A 19,933-nucleotide genomic window follows, 5' to 3' on the forward strand; every position below is an offset into this window, starting at 1 on the left:
GGGTATGATAGCCGCCGAACCGAACCACTGAAAATTTATCCAGCGTTTTTGCGCCCGACACTCAATGATCAGCACTGAACTCAAAACCACGATCCAGGGCGCCTATTCGCGTTTTCTTGAAGCCAAGAGCCTCAAACCGCGTTACGGCCAGCGCCTGATGATCGCTGAAATCGCCAAAGTCCTCGGGGATATCGACACCGATGACGAAGGCCGGCGCAGTGGCGACCCCGCGATTGTCGCGGTGGAAGCCGGCACCGGTACCGGCAAGACCGTGGCCTACAGCCTTGCGGCGATCCCGACGGCGAAGCTGGCCGGCAAGCGTCTGGTGATCGCCACCGCGACCGTGGCCCTGCAAGAGCAGATCGTCTACAAGGACTTGCCCGACCTGATGCGCAATAGCGGGCTGAACTTCAGCTTCGCCCTGGCCAAGGGTCGGGGCCGCTACATGTGCCTGTCCAAGCTCGACATGTTGCTGCAGGAAGGCCACGCGCAAACCGCCACTGCGCAGTTGTTCGAAGAAGAAGGTTTCAAGATCGAGGTCGACGAGGCCAGTCAGAAGCTGTTCACCAGCATGATCGAAAAGCTCGCCGGCAATAAGTGGGACGGCGACCGCGACAGCTGGCCCAATGCGCTGGAAGATGCCGACTGGGCGCGTCTGACCACCGATCACAGCCAGTGCACCAACCGCCATTGCCCGAACTTCGGCCAGTGCGCCTTCTACAAGGCTCGCGAAGGCATGGGCAAGGTCGACGTGATCGTCACCAACCACGATATGGTGCTGGCTGACCTGGCCCTCGGCGGCGGTGCGGTGTTGCCGGACCCACGCGACACCATTTACGTGTTCGACGAAGGTCATCACCTGCCGGACAAGGCCATCGGCCACTTCGCTCATTACACGCGCCTGCGTTCCACCGCCGACTGGCTGGAAACCACCGCGAAAAACCTCACCAAACTGTTGGCCCAGCATCCGTTGCCGGGGGATCTCGGCAAGCTGATCGAGCAAGTGCCCGAGCTGGCGCGGGAGATCAAGACCCAGCAGCAGTTCATGTTCACCGCGTGCGAGCAGATTGCCGATTTCAAACCCGGCGAAGACGTCGAAGGTCGCGAGCGGCCACGCCATCGTTTCGTCGGCGGGGTGATTCCCGAGCACATGCGCGAGATGGGCATCGAGCTGAAGAAGGGCTACTCGCGGCTCAATGACCTGTTCACCCGTCTGACCGACCTGCTCAAGGAAGGCATGGACGGCGAGGTCAATATCGGCATCGCCAGCAATCAGGCCGAAGAGTGGTATCCGCTGTTCGGCAGCCTGTTGTCCCGTGCCTCGGGTAACTGGGAGCTGTGGACCGCCTTCACCGCCGAAGACCCGGAAGACAGCCCGCCGATGGCCCGCTGGCTGACGCTGGCCGAAAGCGGTTCGCTGTTCGATATCGAGGTCAACGCCAGCCCGATTCTCGCCGCCGAGACCTTGCGCCGCAGCCTGTGGAACGTGGCTTACGGTTGTCTGGTGACGTCGGCAACCCTGACCGCGCTGGGCACGTTCGACCGTTTTCGGATGCGTGCCGGCCTGCCGAAAAAAGCCGTTACCGCTGTGGTGCCGAGCCCGTTCCATCACGCCGACGCCGGCGTGTTGCGGGTCCCCGACCTGAAAGCCGACCCGCGCGATGCCGCCGCTCACACCGCCGCGATCATCCGTGAGTTGCCGGATCTGGTCGAAGGCTCGCGCGGTACGCTGGTGTTGTTCTCCTCGCGCAAACAGATGCAGGACGTGTTCGACGGCCTCGACCGCGACTGGCGCAAGCAAGTGTTCATTCAAGGCAACCTGTCGAAACAGGAAACCCTGAACAAGCACAAGGCGCGGGTCGATGGCGGCGATTCCAGCGTGCTGTTCGGCCTCGCCAGTTTTGCCGAAGGGGTGGACTTGCCGGGCGCCTACTGCGAACACGTGGTGATTGCCAAGATTCCGTTCTCGGTGCCGGACGATCCAGTCGAGGCGGCGTTGTCGGAGTGGATCGAGGCCCGTGGTGGCAATCCATTCATGGAAATCTCGGTGCCGGACGCCTCGCTGAAACTGGTCCAGGCTTGCGGTCGCTTGCTGCGTACCGAAGAAGACCGGGGCACCATCACCTTGCTGGATCGCCGTCTGGTCACCCAGCGCTACGGCAAAGCGATCCTCAATGCGTTGCCGCCATTCCGTCGTGAAATATCCTGAGACAACGGTGGGCAGTTTTGCCCGCCGCGCTGTCTATCTCTCTGCCATGCTTTTCCATTGGCCCTTTGGTCGTTAGGGAGAACTCCGTTCTTATGATTCGCCGCTCGTTGCCTGCCGTGTTTGCCTTGATCTTCGCCGCGCCGTTGTTGGCGGCGCCTGCCGGTCAGCAGACCCTGTTCAACTTCGTTCGCCCCGCCGACGTGGTGAAAGTCGTCACCGAAAACACTGACCTGCCACAAGCCAACGCCGAACAGACCCAGGAAGGTGAAGTGCTGCGCCGGGTGACGTTCAACCCGGTAGCCCGCCCGACCCTGCGCCTGACCCCGCAGACCGGTGCGTGGGACTGGTCGCAGTCCGGGATGATGAGCCTGCGGCTGCAAAGCGCAATGAACTGGGCCGTGACGGTCTACGTGCAAATCCAGAGCAACAACGGGCAGACGCTGACCAGTCGCGTCGACCTGCCAGCGGGGCCGGCACAAACCCTGCTGGTGCCGCTGGTGGCGACCTCGCCGCTGAGCCAGGGCATGAAGGCCGGGCCGCCGATGCCGGTGACCGTCGATGGCCAGCGGATTCTGTTGGCCAGCAGCAGCGGCGAGCTGGATCGCAGCCAGGTGGTGTCGGTCAGTCTGTCGATGGATCAGCCGAAAGTGCCTCAAAGCCTGCTGCTCGAACGTTTCGGCGTACAGGACGGCGATGCGGTGACGCAGGCCGTGTACGGCAATCTGGTGGACGCCTACGGGCAGTCGACCCGTAGCAGATGGCCGGAAAAGGTCACCAGCGACGAACAACTCAAATCTGCCGCCGCCAAAGAGCAGCAACAGCTGAAAACCTGGCTGGCCGAACGTGCAAAGTCCTCGCTGGACAAATTTGGCGGCTGGAACAAGGGCCCGACGTTCAAGGCCAGCGGCTTCTTCCGCACCGAGAAACGTGACGGGCGCTGGTATCTGGTGACCCCTGAGGGCCATCCGTTCTACTCCCTCGGCGTCAACACCGTCAGCCCGGACGTCAACCAGACATACGTGGCCGGTCGCGAATACATGTTCGAATCCCTGCCCAAACCCGACGAACCGCTCGCCAGCCATTTCGGCGAAGGCGATAACCGGGGCGGCAATGGTGCCGATCAAGGCCGCGGTTACGGCAACGGGCGCTGGTACGACTTTTATGCCGCCAACCTGCAGCGGGTCTACGGCGAACCGTGCAAATCGGCCAGTGTCGGCGCATCCGGTGTCGCGGCAGCGGCGAAGACGCAAGCCGCCGAAAGCGTTGCCGCCAACACCGCAGAGCCTGCCGCTGTGCCGACTGAGCCGAAGGCCGGGGTTGCCGAAGCGGCGCAGACCGATGCTGCGCAAGCGACGAACGCCAACGCAGCCGCGCCCTGCACAGCCGCCCTCGATGAGCAGCAATGGGCCAGCCACACCCTTGATCGCCTGCAAGCCTGGGGCTTCAACACGGTTGGCAACTGGAGTGCGCCGCAGTTGGGCGACGCCGAGCGTGTACCGTACACCTTGCCGCTGTCGATCGTCGGCGATTACACCAGCATCAGCACGGGCAGCGACTGGTGGGGCGGCATGCCGGATCCGTTCGATCCACGCTTCGCCATGGCCACCGAACGTGCCGTGGCGATTGCCGCCCGTGATCACCGCGACGATCCCTGGCTGATCGGCTACTTTGCCGACAACGAACTGGCCTGGGCCGGCCCCGGTGACGATCCGCAATCGCGCTACGCGCTGGCCTACGGCACGTTGAAAATGACCACCGACGTGCCGGCCAAACGCGCGTTCCTCAAGCAGCTGCGCGACAAATACCGTAATCAGGCGGGGCTGTCGAAGGCATGGGGCATTGATCTGCCGGCTTGGGAACTGATGGAAGACCCGGGCTTCGTGCCGCCGCTGCCGAACCCTGAACACCCGGAAATCGAGGCCGACTTCAAGTACTTCCAGAAGGTCTTTGCCGACACCTACTTCAAAACCATTTCCGACTCGCTGAAATGGCACGCGCCCAATCAGCTGCTGCTCGGCGGCCGTTTCGCCACCAGCACTCCGGAAGCCGTGGCCTCCTGCGCGCAGTATTGCGATGTGTTGAGTTTCAACATGTACACGCTCAAGCCACAGGACGGCTATGACTTCGCCGCGCTGGGTGCCCTCGACAAACCGGTCTTGATCACCGAGTTTAACTTCGGCTCGACCGATCGCGGCCCGTTCTGGGGCGGCGTGACGCAGTTGAGCCGGGAAGAAGATCGCGGACCGGCCTACGCCAACTTCCTTAAGCAGGCGTTGAGTGAACCGTCGATTGTCGGTGTGCACTGGTTCCAGTATCTGGATCAGCCGGTGACCGGGCGTCTGCTCGATGGCGAGAACGGGCACTTCGGACTGGTCGGGGTGACGGATCTGCCGTATCAGGGGTTTGTCGAGACTGTGCGCAAAAGCAACCTGCAGGCGCTTGATCAGTTGGGCAAGGAGGCTGAGAAAGCGGCCACTGCGGCGGGGCATGAAGCTGAAGGCGGACGCAAGGGCGAGGCCGGCAAGGGGCCGGGTGCCAGTCATGCGGGTGGGCATTCCGGGAATGGTCACTAAGGTTTAGACCGCGTTAGCGTTCTTCGCGAGCAAGCCCGCTTCCGCATTCGATCTCTGCTGCACTGAAGATCAGGTGTGGCAGCGGGCCTGCTCGCGAAGGCGCCAGTAGCCTCACCACAGCATTTAACCGTCTGGCCCGCAGCTGTTCCCAAATCCCTCTAGGGCTGGAACAATGCGGGCCACTTTGTAGAGCGTTTTCGCGGGGGAGTTGCGGGTGCAGATTCAGGGACATTACGAGCTTCAATTCGAAGCGGTGCGCGAAGCCTTTGCCGCACTGTTCGACGATCCCCAGGAACGCGGCGCAGCCCTGTGCATCAAGGTCGGTGGAGAAACCGTTCTCGACCTCTGGTCCGGCACTGCCGACAAGGATGGTCGCGAGGCCTGGCACAGCGACACCATCGCCAACCTGTTTTCCTGCACCAAAACCTTCACCGCCGTCACCGCGCTACAGCTGGTTGCCGAAGGCAAGTTGCAACTCGATGTTCCGGTTGCGCGCTACTGGCCGGAATTCGCCGCCGCCGGCAAAGAGTCGGTCACCCTGCGCCAATTGCTCTGCCATCAGGCCGGTCTGCCGGCCTTGCGTGAGTTGCTGGCGCCGGAAGCACTGTACGACTGGCAAACCATGGTCGACGCCCTCGCGGCCGAAGCACCGTGGTGGACGCCGGGCATCGGCCACGGTTATGCCGCAATCACTTACGGCTGGTTGATGGGTGAATTGCTGCGGCGCGCCGACGGTCGCGGGCCGGGGGAGTCCATCGTCGCCCGTGTCGCCAGGCCCCTGGGTCTGGACTTTCACGTTGGCCTGGCCGATGAAGAGTTTCACCGCGTCGCGCATATCGCACGAGGCAAAGGCAATGCCGGGGACGCCGCCGCTCAGCGTCTGCTGCAAGTGACCCTGCGCGAACCGACCGCGATGACCACCCGCGCCTTTACCAATCCGCCCTCGGTGCTCACCAGCACCAACAAGCCGGAGTGGCGCCGCATGCAGCAACCGGCGGCCAACGGCCACGGCAACGCGCGCAGTCTGGCGGGCTTTTACGCCGGTTTGCTCGACGGCAGCCTGCTCGAGAGCGACATGCTCGAAGAGCTGACCCGCGAACACAGCCTCGGCGAAGACAAGACTCTGTTGACCCGTACCCGTTTCGGTCTGGGCTGCATGCTCGATCAACCGGACGTGCCGAACGCCACCTATGGCCTCGGCCCGCGGGCGTTCGGCCATCCGGGCGCGGGCGGTTCCATCGGTTTTGCTGATCCTGAGCATGATGTTGCCTTCGGTTTTGTGACAAATACCCTGGGGCCGTACGTCTTGATGGATCCGCGCGCGCAGAAGCTCGCGCGGGTGCTTGCCACTTGTCTGTAAAGTTTCATTCGGGGTTCCAGGGCCGGAACCTCATGCGGTTTTTCGATTCAAACCGACTGTTTATCCGGGCGAAAGAGCTCTGATTTTTCCTTACTTCATTTTGTGGACTTTCAATGTCATCTAAAAAGACCCTCGCCCTGGCCCTGTGCGTTGCAATGACCGGTTGTGCACAGACTCCGAAAAACGATGCAGACGGCGGCAGTTGGTGGCCGTTCGGCTCTTCCGACAAAGTCGCAGCCAAAGAGCCAGCACCTGCTCCAGCCCCGCTGAAACCTGCCGCCACTGCACCGGTGGCCAAGACTGAAAGCAGCAGCCACTGGTACTGGCCGTTCGGCAGCTCCGATGATGCAGCGGCCAAGGCTGAGGTGAAACCTGAAGTAAAACCTGCAGCCAAAACCCCGGTTGCAGTGGCCAAGACCGATGCCGACACCGGCAGCAAGTGGTGGTGGCCGTTCGGCGGCAAGGATCAGTCCACTGCCAAAGTAGTGCCGATGCCTGACCCGAAAGTCACCCAGGCCTGGCTGGATGACTACGAGCCACGCCTGCGTGCGGCAATCAAGGACAGCAATCTGCAACTCGAGCGCCGTGACAACGTGCTGGTGGTGATCGCGCCGGTGGAGGGCTCGTTCAACCCGAAGCGTCCGGCCATGTTGCTGCCGGTGACACTCAGCCCGTTCACCAATGTTGCGAAAATTCTCGAAGCTGACCCGAAAACCGCGGTACTGGTGCTCGGTCACAGCGACAACACCGGCGCCGCGCCGGCCAACGTCAAACTCAGCCAGGAGCGCGCCCAGTCCGTGGCGGCGATCTTCCGTCTGAGCGGTTTGCAGCGTGATCGCCTGATGCTGCGCGGCATGGGCGGCGATGCCCCGCGTGCCGCCAACGACAGCGCCGAAGGCCGTGCCCTGAACCGTCGCGTCGAATTGCTGGTGACCCCGCAGAACACCATGGTTGCCCTGCTAAGCAAATACAACATGCCGGCACCGGCACCGACCACGATGATTGCCGCCCAGGACGTCAAGCCTGTAGCCAAGCCGGTAACACCGGCGCCGGCCGCTTCCAAAGCCGCCGTACCTGCAACCAAAAAGGCGCCAGCGAAGAAAGCCGCCGCCAAGGCTCCGGCGAAAAAAGCAGCGGCCAAGGCTCCGGCGAAAACGCCTGCCAAGAAAACCGCTCCAGCCAAAGCGGCGACCACTGACAAGAAAGTCGCCGCCACCGATACTTCCAAGCAGTGATCCGCTAACGAAAAGGAATGCGCCATGACCCAGGCTCTGGCAGATATGCGTCGTGATTACACCCGGGATGGCTTGACCGAGGCGCAAGCCCCGAACGAGCCGTTTGCGTTGTTTCACCAATGGTTTGCCGACGCGGTGAAAACCGAACAGGCGCCCGTGGAGGCCAACGCCATGACCCTGGCCACGGTCGATACGCACGGACGACCGCATTGCCGCATTCTGCTGCTCAAGGGCCTGGACGAGCAGGGGTTCACCTTTTTCACCAACTACGACAGCGCCAAGGGCCAGCATCTGGCGGCCAATCCGTTCGCCGCCATGACGTTCTTCTGGCCAACCCTTGAGCGTCAGGTGCGCATTGAAGGGCGGGTGGTGAAAGTCACGCCTGAGGAGTCCGATGCGTATTTTCAGGTGCGTCCACTGGGCAGCCGCCTCGGGGCCTGGGCTTCACCGCAGAGCCGGGTGATCAACGGCCGGGGTGAGCTGGAAGAGTTGCTCAAGGCCACCGAACAGCGCTTCAGCGACACCCAGCCGCATTGCCCGGAACATTGGGGCGGCTACCGCCTGCTGCCCGAGCGCATCGAGTTCTGGCAGGGGCGTTCGAGCCGCCTGCACGATCGCCTCAACTACCGCCTGCAGGGCGCCGACTGGATTCTTGAACGTCTGGCACCCTAGGCAGTCTACCGAGCGCAATAGCTTGCCGCAGCGGCCTCCAGCCACTGCGGCAGATCCTTGCGCTTGATATTTTGCGCCTGCGCGTCCGCCAACCGTTCAAGCATGAAGACGCGTTTACCTTCATCCTCGCCCGCCAGCGACAGTGCCAGGTCGCGATCCATCCAGCGTTTGATGCGCACGTAAAGCCACCAATGGAAGTACAGTCCCGCAACGGTGGTGACGAAAATGATGAAGTAATCCATGAAAATCCTTGGTGTCGGTGGCGCAGAATCGGTAATTTGGCGCTACTGTTGGAAAACCTTGCAGGCGTCTGTACCGCGCCTGAATGAAAGCCAATTTATCCGGGCTGTGCCGTGACAGGCGTCAAGCAGCGGAGTTTAATGAATATATGTTCCTTTGGAGTTGATGCTATGCGTAAGTCTGTTCTGCTGGTTGCTTCCTTTTCCACGATGGCGATGTTGCTTACCGGCTGCCAATCGAGCCTGACCGGTGACTCCTACTCCCGTGACGAAGCGCGTCGTGTACAGACGATTCGCATGGGGACCATCGAATCCTTGCGTCCGGTGAAAATCGAAGGCACCAAGACCCCGATCGGCGGCGCTGCAGGCGCAGTGGTCGGCGGTGTCGGCGGCAGCGCGATCGGCGGCGGTAAAGGCAGCATCGTGGCTGCGGTCATCGGTGCGGTGGCGGGTGGTCTGATCGGTTCGGCCACTGAAGAAGGTCTGACCCGTACCCAGGGCGTGGAAATCACCGTGCGTGAAGACGACGGCAGCATGCGTGCCTATGTGCAGCAGGTTCAGGAGAATGAAGTGTTCCGTGTTGGCGAGCGCGTGCGCATCTCCACCGTTGGCGGGACCAGCCGCGTTTCGCACTAAGCGGAATGTAGGGTAAAGAAAACCCCGATCAGGTGACTGGTCGGGGTTTTGTTTTTTGCTTTCAATTCGGTAGTTCAGTAATCAGCACAGGTGCCCACAAAGAACTCCCAGCCTTTCGGGAAACTTAGGCTTCGAAGAGTTCACAGCGCGGCTACTCAGATCTGAGTGGATAGATAAAGGTCAAGATCTCGAGGAAGAGTGATCGCGCATGATTTTTCAATTTCAATAATCTGTTGCTCTGTCAGCCTATAGTCATGCTGGAATTCTTCCTCATTCTCCCAGCCCATAACTATCTTCAGATCTGATGTAGCGATGGAAAGGGGTTGCTGAAAGAGGGGGAAATCTTCTCCTCTCTTTACTCCCATGACCTGATGTTTCATGGTTCTATCCTTCTGGTGGGATCTGCCGGTTTCGTTTGCTCGCCTGTTTCGTGGTTAAACTCCCCCAAATGTTTTCCACGTTTTGTATATTTTTCAATCGCTCCATGTCGAAAATCCCATTCATAAATTACGCCGTCTCTGTCTTTCCAGCGTGGGCGTAATCCCCCGCCACCTTTTATTGGCGTTTTTGGCGTAGCCCATCGGGCATCGGGATAAGCCGGCAAGTTTTCAGGCTTTTGATAGTAGTTTCCATGCGAAATGCTCGCTACAACATAGACCGGCCTGACTCCCGAATTCACCGGAAAAACCAGAATAAAATCCCTGTACTCCGGCGGATAAACCGGATTAACCAGAATCCCGTCCGCCGCTTTCGTCGGCGGATAAACCCAGATGTGCGGTGCCTGCGGTGCAGCCTCCAGCGCGGGAATACCGAGGATGTCCGAGCCATCCACAGCAGGCGTCCAGATCAGCTCTACGCCTTCACCCAAGTCAGCAATGAACTGGCTGCCACGCAACTTGAACTACACGACATCAACCATTTCCCAATCGCGATTCTTGCCGGTGTAGAAGCCGTAGCCCTTCAGGCTGCCGTCGGCCTGCTGTTCGACTCTCAACCGAACACGCGTTCGCGCCTGTTCAAGTCCACGCAGTTGCTCGTCGGTATAGAGCGCGCTGTCACCAAGGCTCGAGGGTATGAACAGCGCCACCAGGGTCACCAATGGCGTGATCACTGCGGTGGATATAACTGTGGGCAGTGCTTTGAAAGCTGAACCCGTCAACGCAAAACTGCCGAAGCCTGCCGGGATGGCCGTTGCGCCGATTTTCTTGAGAGGAACTGCGCCGTTTTCATCAGCCTCGCGAGCGCCCAGCAGGATCAGATCGCCGTAATCCTTCAGGCTGTCGGTCGGCACCATCCCCGAAGGACTCGAGTAATCGATAATCGCATCCGGCAATTTGCAGGACTTGGCAAATACGCAACCGGCACGCACGGGCTCGGCTTTTTTGGCCGCAACTTCACGGCTGCGCTCGAAAGCCTCCTGCCGCGCCAGCATGGCGTCGTAAGCGTTTTGTCTGGCGTCGCGCTCGGCCAGTTCAGTGGCCGTCATGTAGCGGTAGGTGACGTGATGCCCGTCGCCTTGCGGTGGGTTGGAAACCCGGGGAATGTCCTTGTTGCCAGCCACTGATCGTCCTTTCGTTCATCCGTCGACAGCCCTTCGCAAAGGGCTGCGCAACGTTAACGAAGCAGGAAAATCGTGGCTGTAGGACGCGTCTCTAAAGACGTGGCGATTGTTCGCTACGGCGATCCATGGCGTATCAGGAAGGCAGCGCGGTGTTCTTTTTGCTCGCCGCCGCCGTCACCGCATAACCGATCAACGCCGCCAGAATCGAACCGGTCAGAATGCCCATTCGGTCCATTCCGGCGTAATCGCTTACGCCCGGTTCAAAGGCCAGCGAGCCGACGAACAGGCTCATGGTGAAGCCGATGCCGCACAGGATCGCCACGCCCAGCACCTGGCCCCAATTCGCTCCTTGGGGCAGGGCAGCGATGCCGGCTTTCACGGCCAGCCAGGTCAGGCCGAACACACCGACAGTCTTGCCCAACAACAGGCCAATCGCGATGCCCATTGGCACATGGTGGGTGAAGCTTTCGACAGTGACGCCGCTCAGCGACAGGCCGGCGTTGGCGAAGGCGAACAGCGGCAGGATGCCGTAGGCCACCCACGGATGCAGCGCATGCTCGAGGGTCAGCAACGGCGACGGTTCGGCATTTTTCGTGCGCAGGGGGATGCAGAACGCCAGTGTCACACCGGCCAGCGTCGCATGGACGCCGCTTTTGAGTACACAGACCCACAGGATCAAACCGATGATCATGTACGGCCCGAGTTTGACTACACCCAACCGATTCATCGCCACCAGCGCCGCGATGCACGCCGCCGCCAGGCCCAGCGACAGGGTCGAGAGTTCGCCGGAGTAGAAGATCGCAATGATCACGATGGCGCCCAGGTCATCTATGATCGCCAGGGTCATCAGAAACAGTTTCAGCGACACTGGCACCCGCTTGCCCAGCAGGGCCAGCACGCCGAGGGCGAAGGCAATATCGGTCGCGGTCGGGATCGCCCAGCCGCTCAGCGCGGGCGGGTTGTCGCGGTTGAGAAACCAGTAGATCAGCGCCGGTATCAGCATGCCGCCGATGGCTGCCGCGCCGGGCAGGACGATCTGCGAAGGCTTGGACAACTGGCCGTCGAGCACCTCGCGCTTCACTTCCAGGCCGATCAGCAGGAAGAACATCGCCATCAAGCCGTCGTTGATCCACAGCAGCAGGGGTTTAGCGATTTTCAACGCTCCGATCTGCGCCACCACCGGAGTGTCGAGCAGGCCGGTGTACAGCCACGACAGTGGCGAGTTGTTGATAATCAGAGCCAGGATGGCCGCGGCGATCAATAACAGACCGCTGGCAGCTTCCAACTGAAAGAAACGCGTGAAAGTGCTACGCAGAGGCAAGGTCGCTCTCCATCGAAAGGTCAAAAGGTGGAACACCCTAACCCGTACTGTTAGTTGTTAAAACAAAAGTTATATTCTTTTTTGTTATATGGCGTTACAACGCAGCTTTCCCGAGGCCACGCTGAGCCTAGCAGTTGCCTGACATATTGAGACTCAGCTGTATCTGTGCGCGATTCGGGTTTTTTCCTAAGCTGATGGACGAGCCTTCAAAAGGAGGTCGATTTTCTGCCCGATTCAACGAGAACCCTCACCATGAGCGACAACCGACAGTGGGCCCGCGAAGCCATCCGCATCATCGAGGCGGACTTCCAGCGCAGCGCCGACACCCACCTGATCCCCTTGCCACTGCCGGGTTTTGCGGGCATCGAGCTGTATTTCAAGGATGAATCCAGCCATCCGACCGGCAGCCTCAAGCATCGCCTGGCCCGGTCGCTGTTTCTCTACGCCTTGTGTAACGGCTGGCTCAAACCCGGCGCGCCGGTGATCGAGGCGTCCAGCGGTTCGACGGCGATTTCCGAGGCGTATTTCGCGCGGATGCTCGGTTTGCCGTTCATTGCGGTGATGCCGGCGACCACCTCCAAGGAGAAGATCGCGCAAATTGCCTTCTACGGTGGCCAGAGCCATCTGGTGAAGGATCCGACGCAGATCTACGCCGAGTCCGAACGTCTGGCGCGCGAGCATGGCGGCCACTTCATCGATCAATTCACTTATGCCGAGCGCGCCACGGACTGGCGGGCGAACAACAACATCGCCGAATCGATCTTCCAGCAGATGCGCTACGAGAAACACCCGGAACCGAGCTGGCTGATTTCCAGCCCCGGCACCGGCGGCACCACTGCGACCCTCGGCCGCTATGTGCGCTATCGCCAGCACTGCACTCGCGTGTTGTGCGCCGACGCCGAGCGTTCGGTGTTCTTTGATTACTACCAGACTGGCGACGCCAGCCTGCGTCTGGATTGCGGCTCACGGATTGAAGGAATTGGCCGGCCTCGGGTGGAAGCGTCGTTTCTGCCCAAGGTAATCGATGCGATGGTCAAGGTGCCGGACGCCTTGTCGCTGGCGGCCATGCATTATCTGGCGCAGCGTCTGGGGCGGCATGTCGGCGGGTCGAGCGGCACCAATCTGATTGGCGCATTGATGGCGGCGCAGCAGATGAAAGCGGCGGGGGAGTCGGGGTCGATCGTGGCGATTTTGTGCGATGGCGGTGAGCGTTACGCTGACACCTATTACGACCAGGACTGGCTCAAGGCGCAGGGGTATGAGTTGAGTGGGTTGGTCGAAGCGGTGGCGGCGAGTGCCGAGCGGGGGGAGCCGCTGCCTGACTCTGTCCTGCGTGCAAACATCTGATCAAGAGCAGAGACCAATGTGGGAGCGAGCCTGCTCGCGACGGCGTCACCTCATTCAACATCATCGTTGTCTGAAATACCGCTTTCGCGAGCAAGCTCGCTGCCACAGGGTTTTGTGTTGGGTCAGCTAATGCTGATCAGGCTTCGAGGCCGAGAATGTCGCGTGCTACAGCCTCGGCAATCCGAATCCCGTCCACGCCTGCCGACAGAATCCCGCCGGCATAACCCGCACCTTCGCCGGCCGGGAACAGGCCCTTGACGTTCATGCTCTGCAACGACTCGTTACGCGTGATGCGCAGCGGCGACGAGGTACGGGTTTCGATCCCGGTCAACACGGCGTCGTGCAACGAATAACCGCGAATCTGTTTCTCGAACGCCGGCAGGGCTTCGCGGATCGCTTCGATGGCGAATTCCGGCAAGGCCAACGCCAGATCACCCAGCGCTACGCCGGGTTTGTACGACGGCTCGACTTCGCCCAGTTCGGTCGAAGGCGTGCCGTTGATGAAGTCGCCGACCAATTGCGCCGGGGCCTTGTAATCGCTGCCGCCGAGGATGAACGCATGGGATTCCAGGCGCTCCTGCAACTCGATCCCCGCCAGCGGGCCGCCCGGATAATCGACTTCCGGGGTGATGCCGACGACGATCCCGGAGTTGGCGTTACGCTCGTTACGCGAATACTGGCTCATGCCGTTGGTGACCACCCGGTTTGGCTCGGAAGTCGCCGCGACCACGGTGCCGCCCGGGCACATGCAGAAGCTGTAGACCGAACGGCCGTTTTTGGCGTGATGCACCAGTTTGTAGTCGGCGGCTCCGAGTTTCGGATGGCCGGCGTACTTGCCCAGTCGTGCACGGTCGATCAGCGATTGCGGGTGTTCGATGCGGAAACCCACCGAGAACGGCTTGGCTTCCATGAACACGCCACGGCTGTGCAACATGCGGAAGGTGTCACGGGCGCTGTGGCCCAGAGCCAGAATCACATGTCTGGAGTGCAGGGTTTCGCCGCTCGCCAATTGCACGCCGACCAGTTGGCCGTCTTCGATCAGCACGTCGCTGACGCGCTCCTGGAAGCGTACTTCGCCGCCCAGCGCGCGGATCTCTTCACGCATGGTCTCGACCATGCCAGTCAGGCGGAACGTACCGATGTGCGGCTTGCTGACGTAGAGGATTTCTTCCGGCGCGCCGGCCTTGACGAACTCGTGCAGGACTTTACGGCCAAGGAACTTCGGGTCCTTGATCTGGCTGTACAGCTTGCCGTCGGAGAACGTGCCCGCACCGCCTTCGCCGAATTGCACGTTGGACTCGGGGTTGAGCACGCTTTTGCGCCACAGGCCCCAGGTGTCCTTGGTGCGCTGGCGCACTTCGGTGCCGCGTTCGAGGATGATCGGCTTGAAGCCCATCTGTGCCAGCAGCAGGCCGGCGAAGATCCCGCACGGGCCGAAACCGACGACGATCGGGCGCTGGCTCAGGTCGCTCGGCGCCTGGCCGACGAATTTGTAGCTGACATCCGGCGCCACGTTGACGTTTCGGTCGTCGGCGAACTTGCCCAACACCTTGGCCTCATCGCGTACGTTGAGGTCGATGGTGTAGATGAAGCACAGTTCGGAGGACTTTTTGCGCGCATCGTAGCTGCGCTTGAACAAGGTGAAATCGAGCAAATCATCGCTGGCGATGCCCAGGCGTTGCACGATGGCGGCGCGCAGGTCTTCTTCAGGATGGTCGATTGGCAGCTTGAGTTCAGTGATTCGTAACATGGCGGGGATCCGGGTTCGCGGGGCGCACAACTGCGCCAAGGCGTTTGAAGGCCGCGATTATAAGCCGCAAAGGCCGGATCCGGTGAGGCTAAAACGCTCAGTCGTTGCGCGATCCGCCGAAATACCCGCAGCCGCGCTCGACCTGGCCGTCGATGCGCAACTCGGCGCTCATGTGCTGGACGCTGCCGGTGCTGCTGTCGACGCAACGTTGTGGTGCGACCCACAGCTCAATGCGCTGGTTGTTGGCTTCGCTGCTGAGGTTGAAGCGGCCGTCGCCCAGTTGCTCTTCAACATAAGGCACGGCCAGCGGCGGCTGTCCGGCGCGGTCGATGACCATGCCTTTGCCGCTGACCTTGACGTTCCATTCCGGGCCATGGCCGGCGGCGCGCAGGATCAGCAGTTTGAAATTCGGGTCGTCACACGCCGTGCCGGAACGTTCGACGCGGTACAACTGGGTCAGGTCGAGACGGTCGCCGGCGATCTTGCCGCGTACATCGGCGAATAACTTGCCCTGTTGATCGGCAAGCGTGGCGGCCTCTTGCAGCACGCTGGTGCCGCCGATGTCGTTGACCGCGTACTGACGCTGTTCGCCACACGGCTGGAACACCAGTTTGCCGTCGGCCGCCGTCAATTGCCCTTGCATCCGGGATTGCCCGACGTGGGAAGCACTCTGTCGCGGGCCATCCAGCAATTGGCAGCCGGCAAACAACGGCAGCAGGGCAATAACGATCAACGAACGGGCAACACGCATCTTCGGCTCTCCAGACAAGTGCCGCCACGTTACTGAGGCTGGCTGCCGATCACAAGGTTTGTCTGGCCACTATTGAATTGGGCACAGGGGCATCACATAGTCTTGGGCCGGTTGGGTCTGATGGATCAAGGAGATCGCCATGCAATGGAAACATGCACTGCTGCTGTTGGCAGTCGCAGGCTGTGGGACCAGCCAGGCTGCCGATATTGATTTTTCCTCCGCGGCAGATTTCACCCGGATGGAGATACTGCTCAAGGATGACCCAAGCGCCCAACCGGATCACGTCCGGCTTTCCGTGACCCTGTCTCCCGAGGCGACCATCAGGGCTCGAAGGATCAGTCGAAAGGCGCTGGGCCAGCCATTGAACCTGTCTATCAACGGCCAGCACATTTCAACGGCGACGGTGCATTCGGAACTGGGGGCGCAACTGATGATCGTGATGTCGCGTCCTGCGGCCAAAAAACTGCTGCCGACTTTGATCGAGAAGTGAAAATCAACCCACGTGAAAGGTCTGTCCGGTCTGCAGGCCTTCGACACTTTTTGCGTAGGCCAACGCCACGTCCGCCGCGGGAACCGGCTTGTAGCCACGGAAGTACGGGGCGTAGCTGCCCATCGCCTCCAGCAGTACGGTCGGGCTGACCGAGTTCACCCGCAGACCGCGAGGCAGTTCGATGGCGGCCGCTTTCACAAAACTGTCCAGTGCACCGTTGACCAGCGCCGCTGACGCACCGCTGCGAATCGGATCATGGCTGAGTACGCCGGTGGTGAAGGTGAATGACGCACCGTCATTGGCGAACTCGCGGCCGATCAGCAGCAGGTTGACCTGGCCCATCAGTTTGTCCTTGAGGCCGAGGGCAAAACTGTCTTCGTTCATCTCTCCCAGCGGGGCGAACGTCACGTTGCCGGCGGCGCAGACCAGGGCGTCGAATTTGCCGGTTTTTTCGAACAGCTGGCGGATCGACGCACTGTCGCTGATATCGACTTGCAGATCAGCGCTGGTGCGACCGATGCGAATGACTTCGTGGCGTTGCGACAGTTCTTTGTCCACGGCTGAACCGATGGTGCCGCTGGCGCCGATCAACAGGATTTTCATTGTGCTGTGCCTCAAGTGATTGAACGAGGTTTCAGTCTAGAGTGGTTTTTTCTACGGATAAGCGCGCTAATGGGCAACCTTTGGTTTTCAAATGGAAACAATCCATGAGTGAAATGGATGATCTGGCGGCGTTCGCGGTGTTGATCGAGGCCGGCAGTTTTACCTTGGCGGCGCAGCAATTGGGTTGCAGCAAGGGGCAGCTGTCCAAACGCATCAGTCAGCTGGAAGCGCGATTTTCCGTGGTGCTGCTGCAGCGCACCACGCGCCGCCTGAGCCTGACTGCCGCGGGCGCAGCGTTATTGCCGCAGGCCCAGGCGCTTGTGGTTCAGGTCGAACGAGCGCGTCAGGCCTTGGCGCGGCTGAAAGACGACATGGCCGGTCCGGTGCGGATGACAGTGCCGGTGTCGCTGGGGGAAACCTTCTTCGATGGCTTGCTGCTGGAGTTTTCCCAGCAGTACCCCGAGGTGCAGATCGAGTTGGAACTGAACAACAGCTACCGTGACCTGTCGCGCGACGGCTTCGATCTGGCGATCCGCAGTGAAGTGGCCAACGACGAGCGACTGGTGGCGAAACCCTTGTTGGCCTGGCAGGAGATGACCTGCGCGAGCCCCGCCTATCTCGAGCGGTTCGGCGAACCGCTGACGCCTCAGGCGCTGGCCGATCATCGTTGCCTGCTCAACAGCCATTACAGCGGTCGCGAAGAATGGTTGTATCACCAGCAACACGAATTGCAGCGGGTGCGGGTGTCGGGACCGTTCGCCAGCAACCATTACAACCTGCTCAAGAAGGCCGCACTCAGCGGGGCGGGCATCGCCCGGTTACCTTCGTACCTGTTGCAGGCGGAATTGGCTGACGGGCGATTGCGCTGGCTCCTGCGCGATTTTCAGACTCGACGCATGCCGATGTACTTGGTGCACCCTTATCAGGGCGGTCTGCCGAAACGCACGCAAGTGCTGGCGGACTATCTGATGAGCTGGTTCAAGCGCAGTGGCGAGGCGCTGGATCGCCTGCCGAAATAGCTTTGCAATTCATTTCCAGTGGGATTCTGCTCAGCGCGAAAAGTGGCGGGCGATCAGATGGTCAATCGACAGCTTGCCCGGCCCGGTCGTCATCAGGTACAGCAACACGGCCGCCCAGGTGCCGTGGGTCGGATAGGCATCTGGATACACGAACAGTTGAATGGTCAGGGTCATACCCAACAGCGCCAGCGCCGAAAACCGCGTGGCGAAGCCGACCAGGATCAGCACCGGGAAGAAGTGTTCGGCAAACGCGGCCAGGTGCGCGGCGACATCCGGCGACAGCAACGGCACGTGATATTCACTTTTGAACAGCGCAATGGTCGAGTCCGCCAGGCGTGGCCAGCCGAATTGAAACGTGCCGTCGATCAGGTCAATGGCCAACCCTTCGACCTTGGTCTGCCCGGACTTCCAGAACACCGCCGCAATCGAGAAACGCGCAATGAAGGCGATCAGGCTGTGGGGGATTTTCTCCAGCAGGGCGATGGCGCGGGTGATGAGGTTGTTCATGGCGATTCCTTGTTTTTCAGGTGGACGATGGCGTTGCTGGCAATCAACAGCGCGAGGGTGTGGCTGAGGTCGAACGGCGGGCTGTTTTGCGCGGACAGCAACAGCGGTTGGTCATTGAGCAGGTGACGCAGAAACACACTGGCGCCGGGTTCGACGGCAAATACCTCGACGTCGAGGCCGTTGCGCAGCACCAAGGCGTGCTGCCCGTGCCGGGTGTCGATACCGGTCAGCGTCGCATCACCCTGATGCGCAGCCCAGATCGCAACCACGGCGTAGTGCGAGTCCAGCAAGTGCAGCGACGGATGAAGCTTGAAGCGCAGGTCGCTCAGCGCAGTCGGATCGGCGAGTGCCGCGGTGATCTGCTCCGGGCGCACCGGCAGTGCATCGGCGGCGTGGTAGGCGCGGGTGCGCAGGCGTTCGAGCCGTGCGACGTCGGCCAGATACGGCACGCTCGCTGCCGGCTCGAATGCGTCGAGGAAGGCTGGCAGCGCTTCGCCGTAGCGACTCATCAACGGGGTTTCTGGTGGGTGTTGTTGTACGAAAACAGCGGCCATGGCGCGGAAAAAATCCTCGCCGACCAATTGCTGCACCACCGGATAGCTGTCCGCCAACGCGTTGATCAGCGAACTCTGCACATTGTTGCGATACACCGAAAACCGACTGGCCGGATCGGCCCCGTTGGCACTGCACAGCCCATCGGGGCAGGGCAATTGCGGGTCGAGTAGCGCGGCAGCAAAAGCCGCTTGATGACTCATGACCGGACTCCCGCACCGAGCAGTATTTCGTCGGCCTGCCGTGCCTCGGCCAGCAGCACATTGAAGGCCGGGACCTGATTGTCACGTTCGATCAGCGTCGCTACCGGGCCGATACGCTCCAGCGCTTGTCGGTACAAGGTCCAAACGACTTGATCAACCGGCGCTCCGTGATCGTCGATCAGCAAGCGGTCACCGAGGCTGTCGCAATCTTCGGCAAACCCGGCCAGATGAATCTCACCGACGGCGTGCAGTGGCAGCGCGTTGAGGTAGGCCTGCGGATCGCGTTGATGGTTGATGCAAGAGACGTAGACGTTGTTGACGTCGAGCAGCAAGCCACAGCCGCTGCGACGGATGACTTCACTGATGAAGTCGGCTTCGTCGAGGGTCGAGTGTTGGAAGGCCAGATAGGTCGCCGGATTTTCCAGCAGCATCGGGCGTTTGAGGGTGTTCTGCACCTGGTCGATATGCGCGCAGACGCGGTTCAGCGTCGGCGTATCGTAGGCCAGTGGCAGCAGGTCATTGAGGAACACCGGGCCGTGGCTCGACCAGGCCAGGTGTTCGGAAAAGGATTGGGGTTGATAACGCTCGATCAGCCCGGCCAGACGCTTGAGGTGCTCTGTGTCCAGTGGCCCTTCGGCACCGATGGACAGGCCGACGCCGTGCAGCGACAGCGGATACTGTTCGCGGATCAAACCGAGAAAATGATGAAACGGACCGCCGTCCACCATGTAGTTTTCGGCGTGGACTTCGAAGAAGCCGAGGTCCGGTAGTGAGCCGAGCACTTCACGAAAGTGCCCGGTCTTGAGCCCCAGCCCGGCACGGGGCGGGAGCCCGGAGAGGGCTGCCTGAGTGCGGGGTGGGACAGGTTCGTCGAGGGTGAACATGATCGTCACTCAGGCAGGCCG

The 19,933-nt window shown here is 61.1% G+C and carries 18 protein-coding genes and 1 pseudogene; 9 read left to right on the forward strand and 10 right to left on the reverse strand.

Going from position 1 to position 19,933, the window contains the following annotated elements; translation table 11 throughout:
- Positions 1-64 precede the first annotated feature (64 nt).
- From dinG to pdxH, 5 genes are all read left to right on the forward strand, one after another.
- Positions 65-2,209: an ATP-dependent DNA helicase DinG gene (gene dinG / locus ACXX9E_RS11845; RefSeq protein WP_003222341.1), complete on the forward strand. Its 2,145-nt coding sequence runs from the start codon at positions 65-67 to the stop codon at positions 2,207-2,209.
- A 92-nt stretch (positions 2,210-2,301) separates the two neighbouring features.
- A complete protein-coding gene (locus ACXX9E_RS11850; RefSeq protein WP_458555456.1) occupies positions 2,302-4,782 on the forward strand; it encodes a beta-galactosidase in 2,481 nt (826 codons plus the stop codon).
- Between the two features lie 214 nt (positions 4,783-4,996).
- Positions 4,997-6,142: a serine hydrolase domain-containing protein gene (locus ACXX9E_RS11855; RefSeq protein WP_458555457.1), complete on the forward strand. Its 1,146-nt coding sequence runs from the start codon at positions 4,997-4,999 to the stop codon at positions 6,140-6,142.
- A 113-nt stretch (positions 6,143-6,255) separates the two neighbouring features.
- Positions 6,256-7,377, forward strand: a complete 1,122-nt coding sequence (locus ACXX9E_RS11860; protein ID WP_123465264.1) for an OmpA family protein — start codon at positions 6,256-6,258, stop codon at positions 7,375-7,377.
- A 24-nt stretch (positions 7,378-7,401) separates the two neighbouring features.
- Positions 7,402-8,049: a pyridoxamine 5'-phosphate oxidase gene (pdxH, locus tag ACXX9E_RS11865; RefSeq protein WP_123465266.1), complete on the forward strand. Its 648-nt coding sequence runs from the start codon at positions 7,402-7,404 to the stop codon at positions 8,047-8,049.
- Between the two features lie 5 nt (positions 8,050-8,054).
- On the opposite strand, the gene ACXX9E_RS11870 is transcribed toward pdxH, so the two are convergent.
- The gene (locus tag ACXX9E_RS11870; protein WP_458555458.1) at positions 8,055-8,291 is read right to left on the reverse strand and encodes a hypothetical protein; all 237 of its coding nucleotides are present in this window, start codon (positions 8,289-8,291) and stop codon (positions 8,055-8,057) included.
- Positions 8,292-8,459: 168 nt separating this feature from the next.
- Between ACXX9E_RS11870 and ACXX9E_RS11875 the strand changes: the two genes are divergently transcribed.
- On the forward strand, positions 8,460-8,924 hold the full coding sequence (locus tag ACXX9E_RS11875; protein WP_007969461.1) for an outer membrane lipoprotein: 465 nt from the start codon (positions 8,460-8,462) through the stop codon (positions 8,922-8,924).
- Between the two features lie 155 nt (positions 8,925-9,079).
- Here ACXX9E_RS11875 and ACXX9E_RS11880 read toward each other — a convergent pair whose 3' ends face one another.
- The 3 genes and pseudogenes from ACXX9E_RS11880 to nhaA all read right to left on the reverse strand — a co-directional run bounded on the left by ACXX9E_RS11880 (position 9,080) and on the right by nhaA (position 11,806).
- Positions 9,080-9,304, reverse strand: a complete 225-nt coding sequence (locus ACXX9E_RS11880) for a hypothetical protein (RefSeq protein ID WP_128615358.1) — start codon at positions 9,302-9,304, stop codon at positions 9,080-9,082.
- Positions 9,301-10,485, reverse strand: a pseudogene (locus ACXX9E_RS11885) (colicin E3/pyocin S6 family cytotoxin). Before ACXX9E_RS11885 ends, ACXX9E_RS11880 begins: the two are co-directional and overlap by 4 nt.
- Positions 10,486-10,618: 133 nt before the next feature.
- On the reverse strand, positions 10,619-11,806 hold the full coding sequence (gene nhaA / locus ACXX9E_RS11890) for a Na+/H+ antiporter NhaA (RefSeq protein WP_123465274.1): 1,188 nt from the start codon (positions 11,804-11,806) through the stop codon (positions 10,619-10,621).
- A 252-nt stretch (positions 11,807-12,058) separates the two neighbouring features.
- Between nhaA and ACXX9E_RS11895 the strand changes: the two genes are divergently transcribed.
- Positions 12,059-13,153: a PLP-dependent cysteine synthase family protein gene (locus ACXX9E_RS11895; RefSeq protein ID WP_123465276.1), complete on the forward strand. Its 1,095-nt coding sequence runs from the start codon at positions 12,059-12,061 to the stop codon at positions 13,151-13,153.
- A gap of 136 nt (positions 13,154-13,289) precedes the next feature.
- On the opposite strand, the gene ACXX9E_RS11900 is transcribed toward ACXX9E_RS11895, so the two are convergent.
- Positions 13,290-14,903 carry an NAD(P)/FAD-dependent oxidoreductase gene (locus ACXX9E_RS11900; RefSeq protein WP_123465278.1) on the reverse strand — a complete coding sequence of 538 codons (1,614 nt, stop codon included), beginning with the start codon at positions 14,901-14,903 and terminating at the stop codon, positions 13,290-13,292.
- Positions 14,904-15,000: 97 nt separating this feature from the next.
- Positions 15,001-15,654 carry a COG3650 family protein gene (locus ACXX9E_RS11905; RefSeq protein ID WP_123465280.1) on the reverse strand — a complete coding sequence of 218 codons (654 nt, stop codon included), beginning with the start codon at positions 15,652-15,654 and terminating at the stop codon, positions 15,001-15,003.
- Positions 15,655-15,793: 139 nt separating this feature from the next.
- Here ACXX9E_RS11905 and ACXX9E_RS11910 point away from each other — a divergent pair, with 139 nt between their 5' ends.
- Positions 15,794-16,144, forward strand: coding sequence for a hypothetical protein (locus ACXX9E_RS11910; protein WP_458555459.1), 351 nt, complete (start codon positions 15,794-15,796; stop codon positions 16,142-16,144).
- 3 nt (positions 16,145-16,147) lie between these two features.
- Here ACXX9E_RS11910 and ACXX9E_RS11915 read toward each other — a convergent pair whose 3' ends face one another.
- Positions 16,148-16,747, reverse strand: a complete 600-nt coding sequence (locus ACXX9E_RS11915; RefSeq protein WP_123465284.1) for a short chain dehydrogenase — start codon at positions 16,745-16,747, stop codon at positions 16,148-16,150.
- A 104-nt stretch (positions 16,748-16,851) separates the two neighbouring features.
- Between ACXX9E_RS11915 and ACXX9E_RS11920 the strand changes: the two genes are divergently transcribed.
- Complete coding sequence (locus ACXX9E_RS11920; RefSeq protein ID WP_458555460.1) at positions 16,852-17,766, forward strand: LysR family transcriptional regulator; 915 nt, start codon at positions 16,852-16,854, stop codon at positions 17,764-17,766.
- A gap of 30 nt (positions 17,767-17,796) precedes the next feature.
- On the opposite strand, the gene ACXX9E_RS11925 is transcribed toward ACXX9E_RS11920, so the two are convergent.
- Genes ACXX9E_RS11925 through bufB form a run of 3 tightly spaced genes read right to left on the reverse strand, consistent with a single transcriptional unit; the run spans position 17,797 to position 19,912 of the window.
- The gene (locus tag ACXX9E_RS11925; protein ID WP_123465288.1) at positions 17,797-18,273 is read right to left on the reverse strand and encodes a DoxX family protein; all 477 of its coding nucleotides are present in this window, start codon (positions 18,271-18,273) and stop codon (positions 17,797-17,799) included.
- Positions 18,270-19,028: an HvfC/BufC N-terminal domain-containing protein gene (locus ACXX9E_RS11930; protein ID WP_222833522.1), complete on the reverse strand. Its 759-nt coding sequence runs from the start codon at positions 19,026-19,028 to the stop codon at positions 18,270-18,272. The genes ACXX9E_RS11925 and ACXX9E_RS11930 overlap by 4 nt, the downstream gene beginning before the upstream one ends.
- Positions 19,025-19,912 carry an MNIO family bufferin maturase gene (gene bufB, locus ACXX9E_RS11935; protein WP_267800544.1) on the reverse strand — a complete coding sequence of 296 codons (888 nt, stop codon included), beginning with the start codon at positions 19,910-19,912 and terminating at the stop codon, positions 19,025-19,027. Before bufB ends, ACXX9E_RS11930 begins: the two co-directional genes overlap by 4 nt.
- Positions 19,913-19,933: the final 21 nt, after the last annotated feature.

Source organism: Pseudomonas sp. GNP014 (assembly GCF_054344005.1).

What these genes read in the sequence shown, in the direction of transcription:
- ACXX9E_RS11920 (WP_458555460.1), top strand. Translation starts at nt 16,852, where the DNA reads ATGAGTGAAATGGATGATCTGGCGGCGTTCGCGGTGTTGATCGAGGCC.
- ACXX9E_RS11910 (WP_458555459.1), top strand. Translation starts at nt 15,794, where the DNA reads ATGCAATGGAAACATGCACTGCTGCTGTTGGCAGTCGCAGGCTGTGGG.
- bufB (WP_267800544.1), bottom strand. Translation starts at nt 19,912, where the DNA reads ATGTTCACCCTCGACGAACCTGTCCCACCCCGCACTCAGGCAGCCCTC.
- pdxH (WP_123465266.1), top strand. Translation starts at nt 7,402, where the DNA reads ATGACCCAGGCTCTGGCAGATATGCGTCGTGATTACACCCGGGATGGC.
- ACXX9E_RS11930 (WP_222833522.1), bottom strand. Translation starts at nt 19,028, where the DNA reads ATGAGTCATCAAGCGGCTTTTGCTGCCGCGCTACTCGACCCGCAATTG.
- ACXX9E_RS11875 (WP_007969461.1), top strand. Translation starts at nt 8,460, where the DNA reads ATGCGTAAGTCTGTTCTGCTGGTTGCTTCCTTTTCCACGATGGCGATG.
- ACXX9E_RS11895 (WP_123465276.1), top strand. Translation starts at nt 12,059, where the DNA reads ATGAGCGACAACCGACAGTGGGCCCGCGAAGCCATCCGCATCATCGAG.
- ACXX9E_RS11925 (WP_123465288.1), bottom strand. Translation starts at nt 18,273, where the DNA reads ATGAACAACCTCATCACCCGCGCCATCGCCCTGCTGGAGAAAATCCCC.
- dinG (WP_003222341.1), top strand. Translation starts at nt 65, where the DNA reads ATGATCAGCACTGAACTCAAAACCACGATCCAGGGCGCCTATTCGCGT.
- ACXX9E_RS11870 (WP_458555458.1), bottom strand. Translation starts at nt 8,291, where the DNA reads ATGGATTACTTCATCATTTTCGTCACCACCGTTGCGGGACTGTACTTC.
- ACXX9E_RS11850 (WP_458555456.1), top strand. Translation starts at nt 2,302, where the DNA reads ATGATTCGCCGCTCGTTGCCTGCCGTGTTTGCCTTGATCTTCGCCGCG.
- ACXX9E_RS11880 (WP_128615358.1), bottom strand. Translation starts at nt 9,304, where the DNA reads ATGAAACATCAGGTCATGGGAGTAAAGAGAGGAGAAGATTTCCCCCTC.
- ACXX9E_RS11905 (WP_123465280.1), bottom strand. Translation starts at nt 15,654, where the DNA reads ATGCGTGTTGCCCGTTCGTTGATCGTTATTGCCCTGCTGCCGTTGTTT.
- ACXX9E_RS11860 (WP_123465264.1), top strand. Translation starts at nt 6,256, where the DNA reads ATGTCATCTAAAAAGACCCTCGCCCTGGCCCTGTGCGTTGCAATGACC.
- ACXX9E_RS11900 (WP_123465278.1), bottom strand. Translation starts at nt 14,903, where the DNA reads ATGTTACGAATCACTGAACTCAAGCTGCCAATCGACCATCCTGAAGAA.
- ACXX9E_RS11915 (WP_123465284.1), bottom strand. Translation starts at nt 16,747, where the DNA reads ATGAAAATCCTGTTGATCGGCGCCAGCGGCACCATCGGTTCAGCCGTG.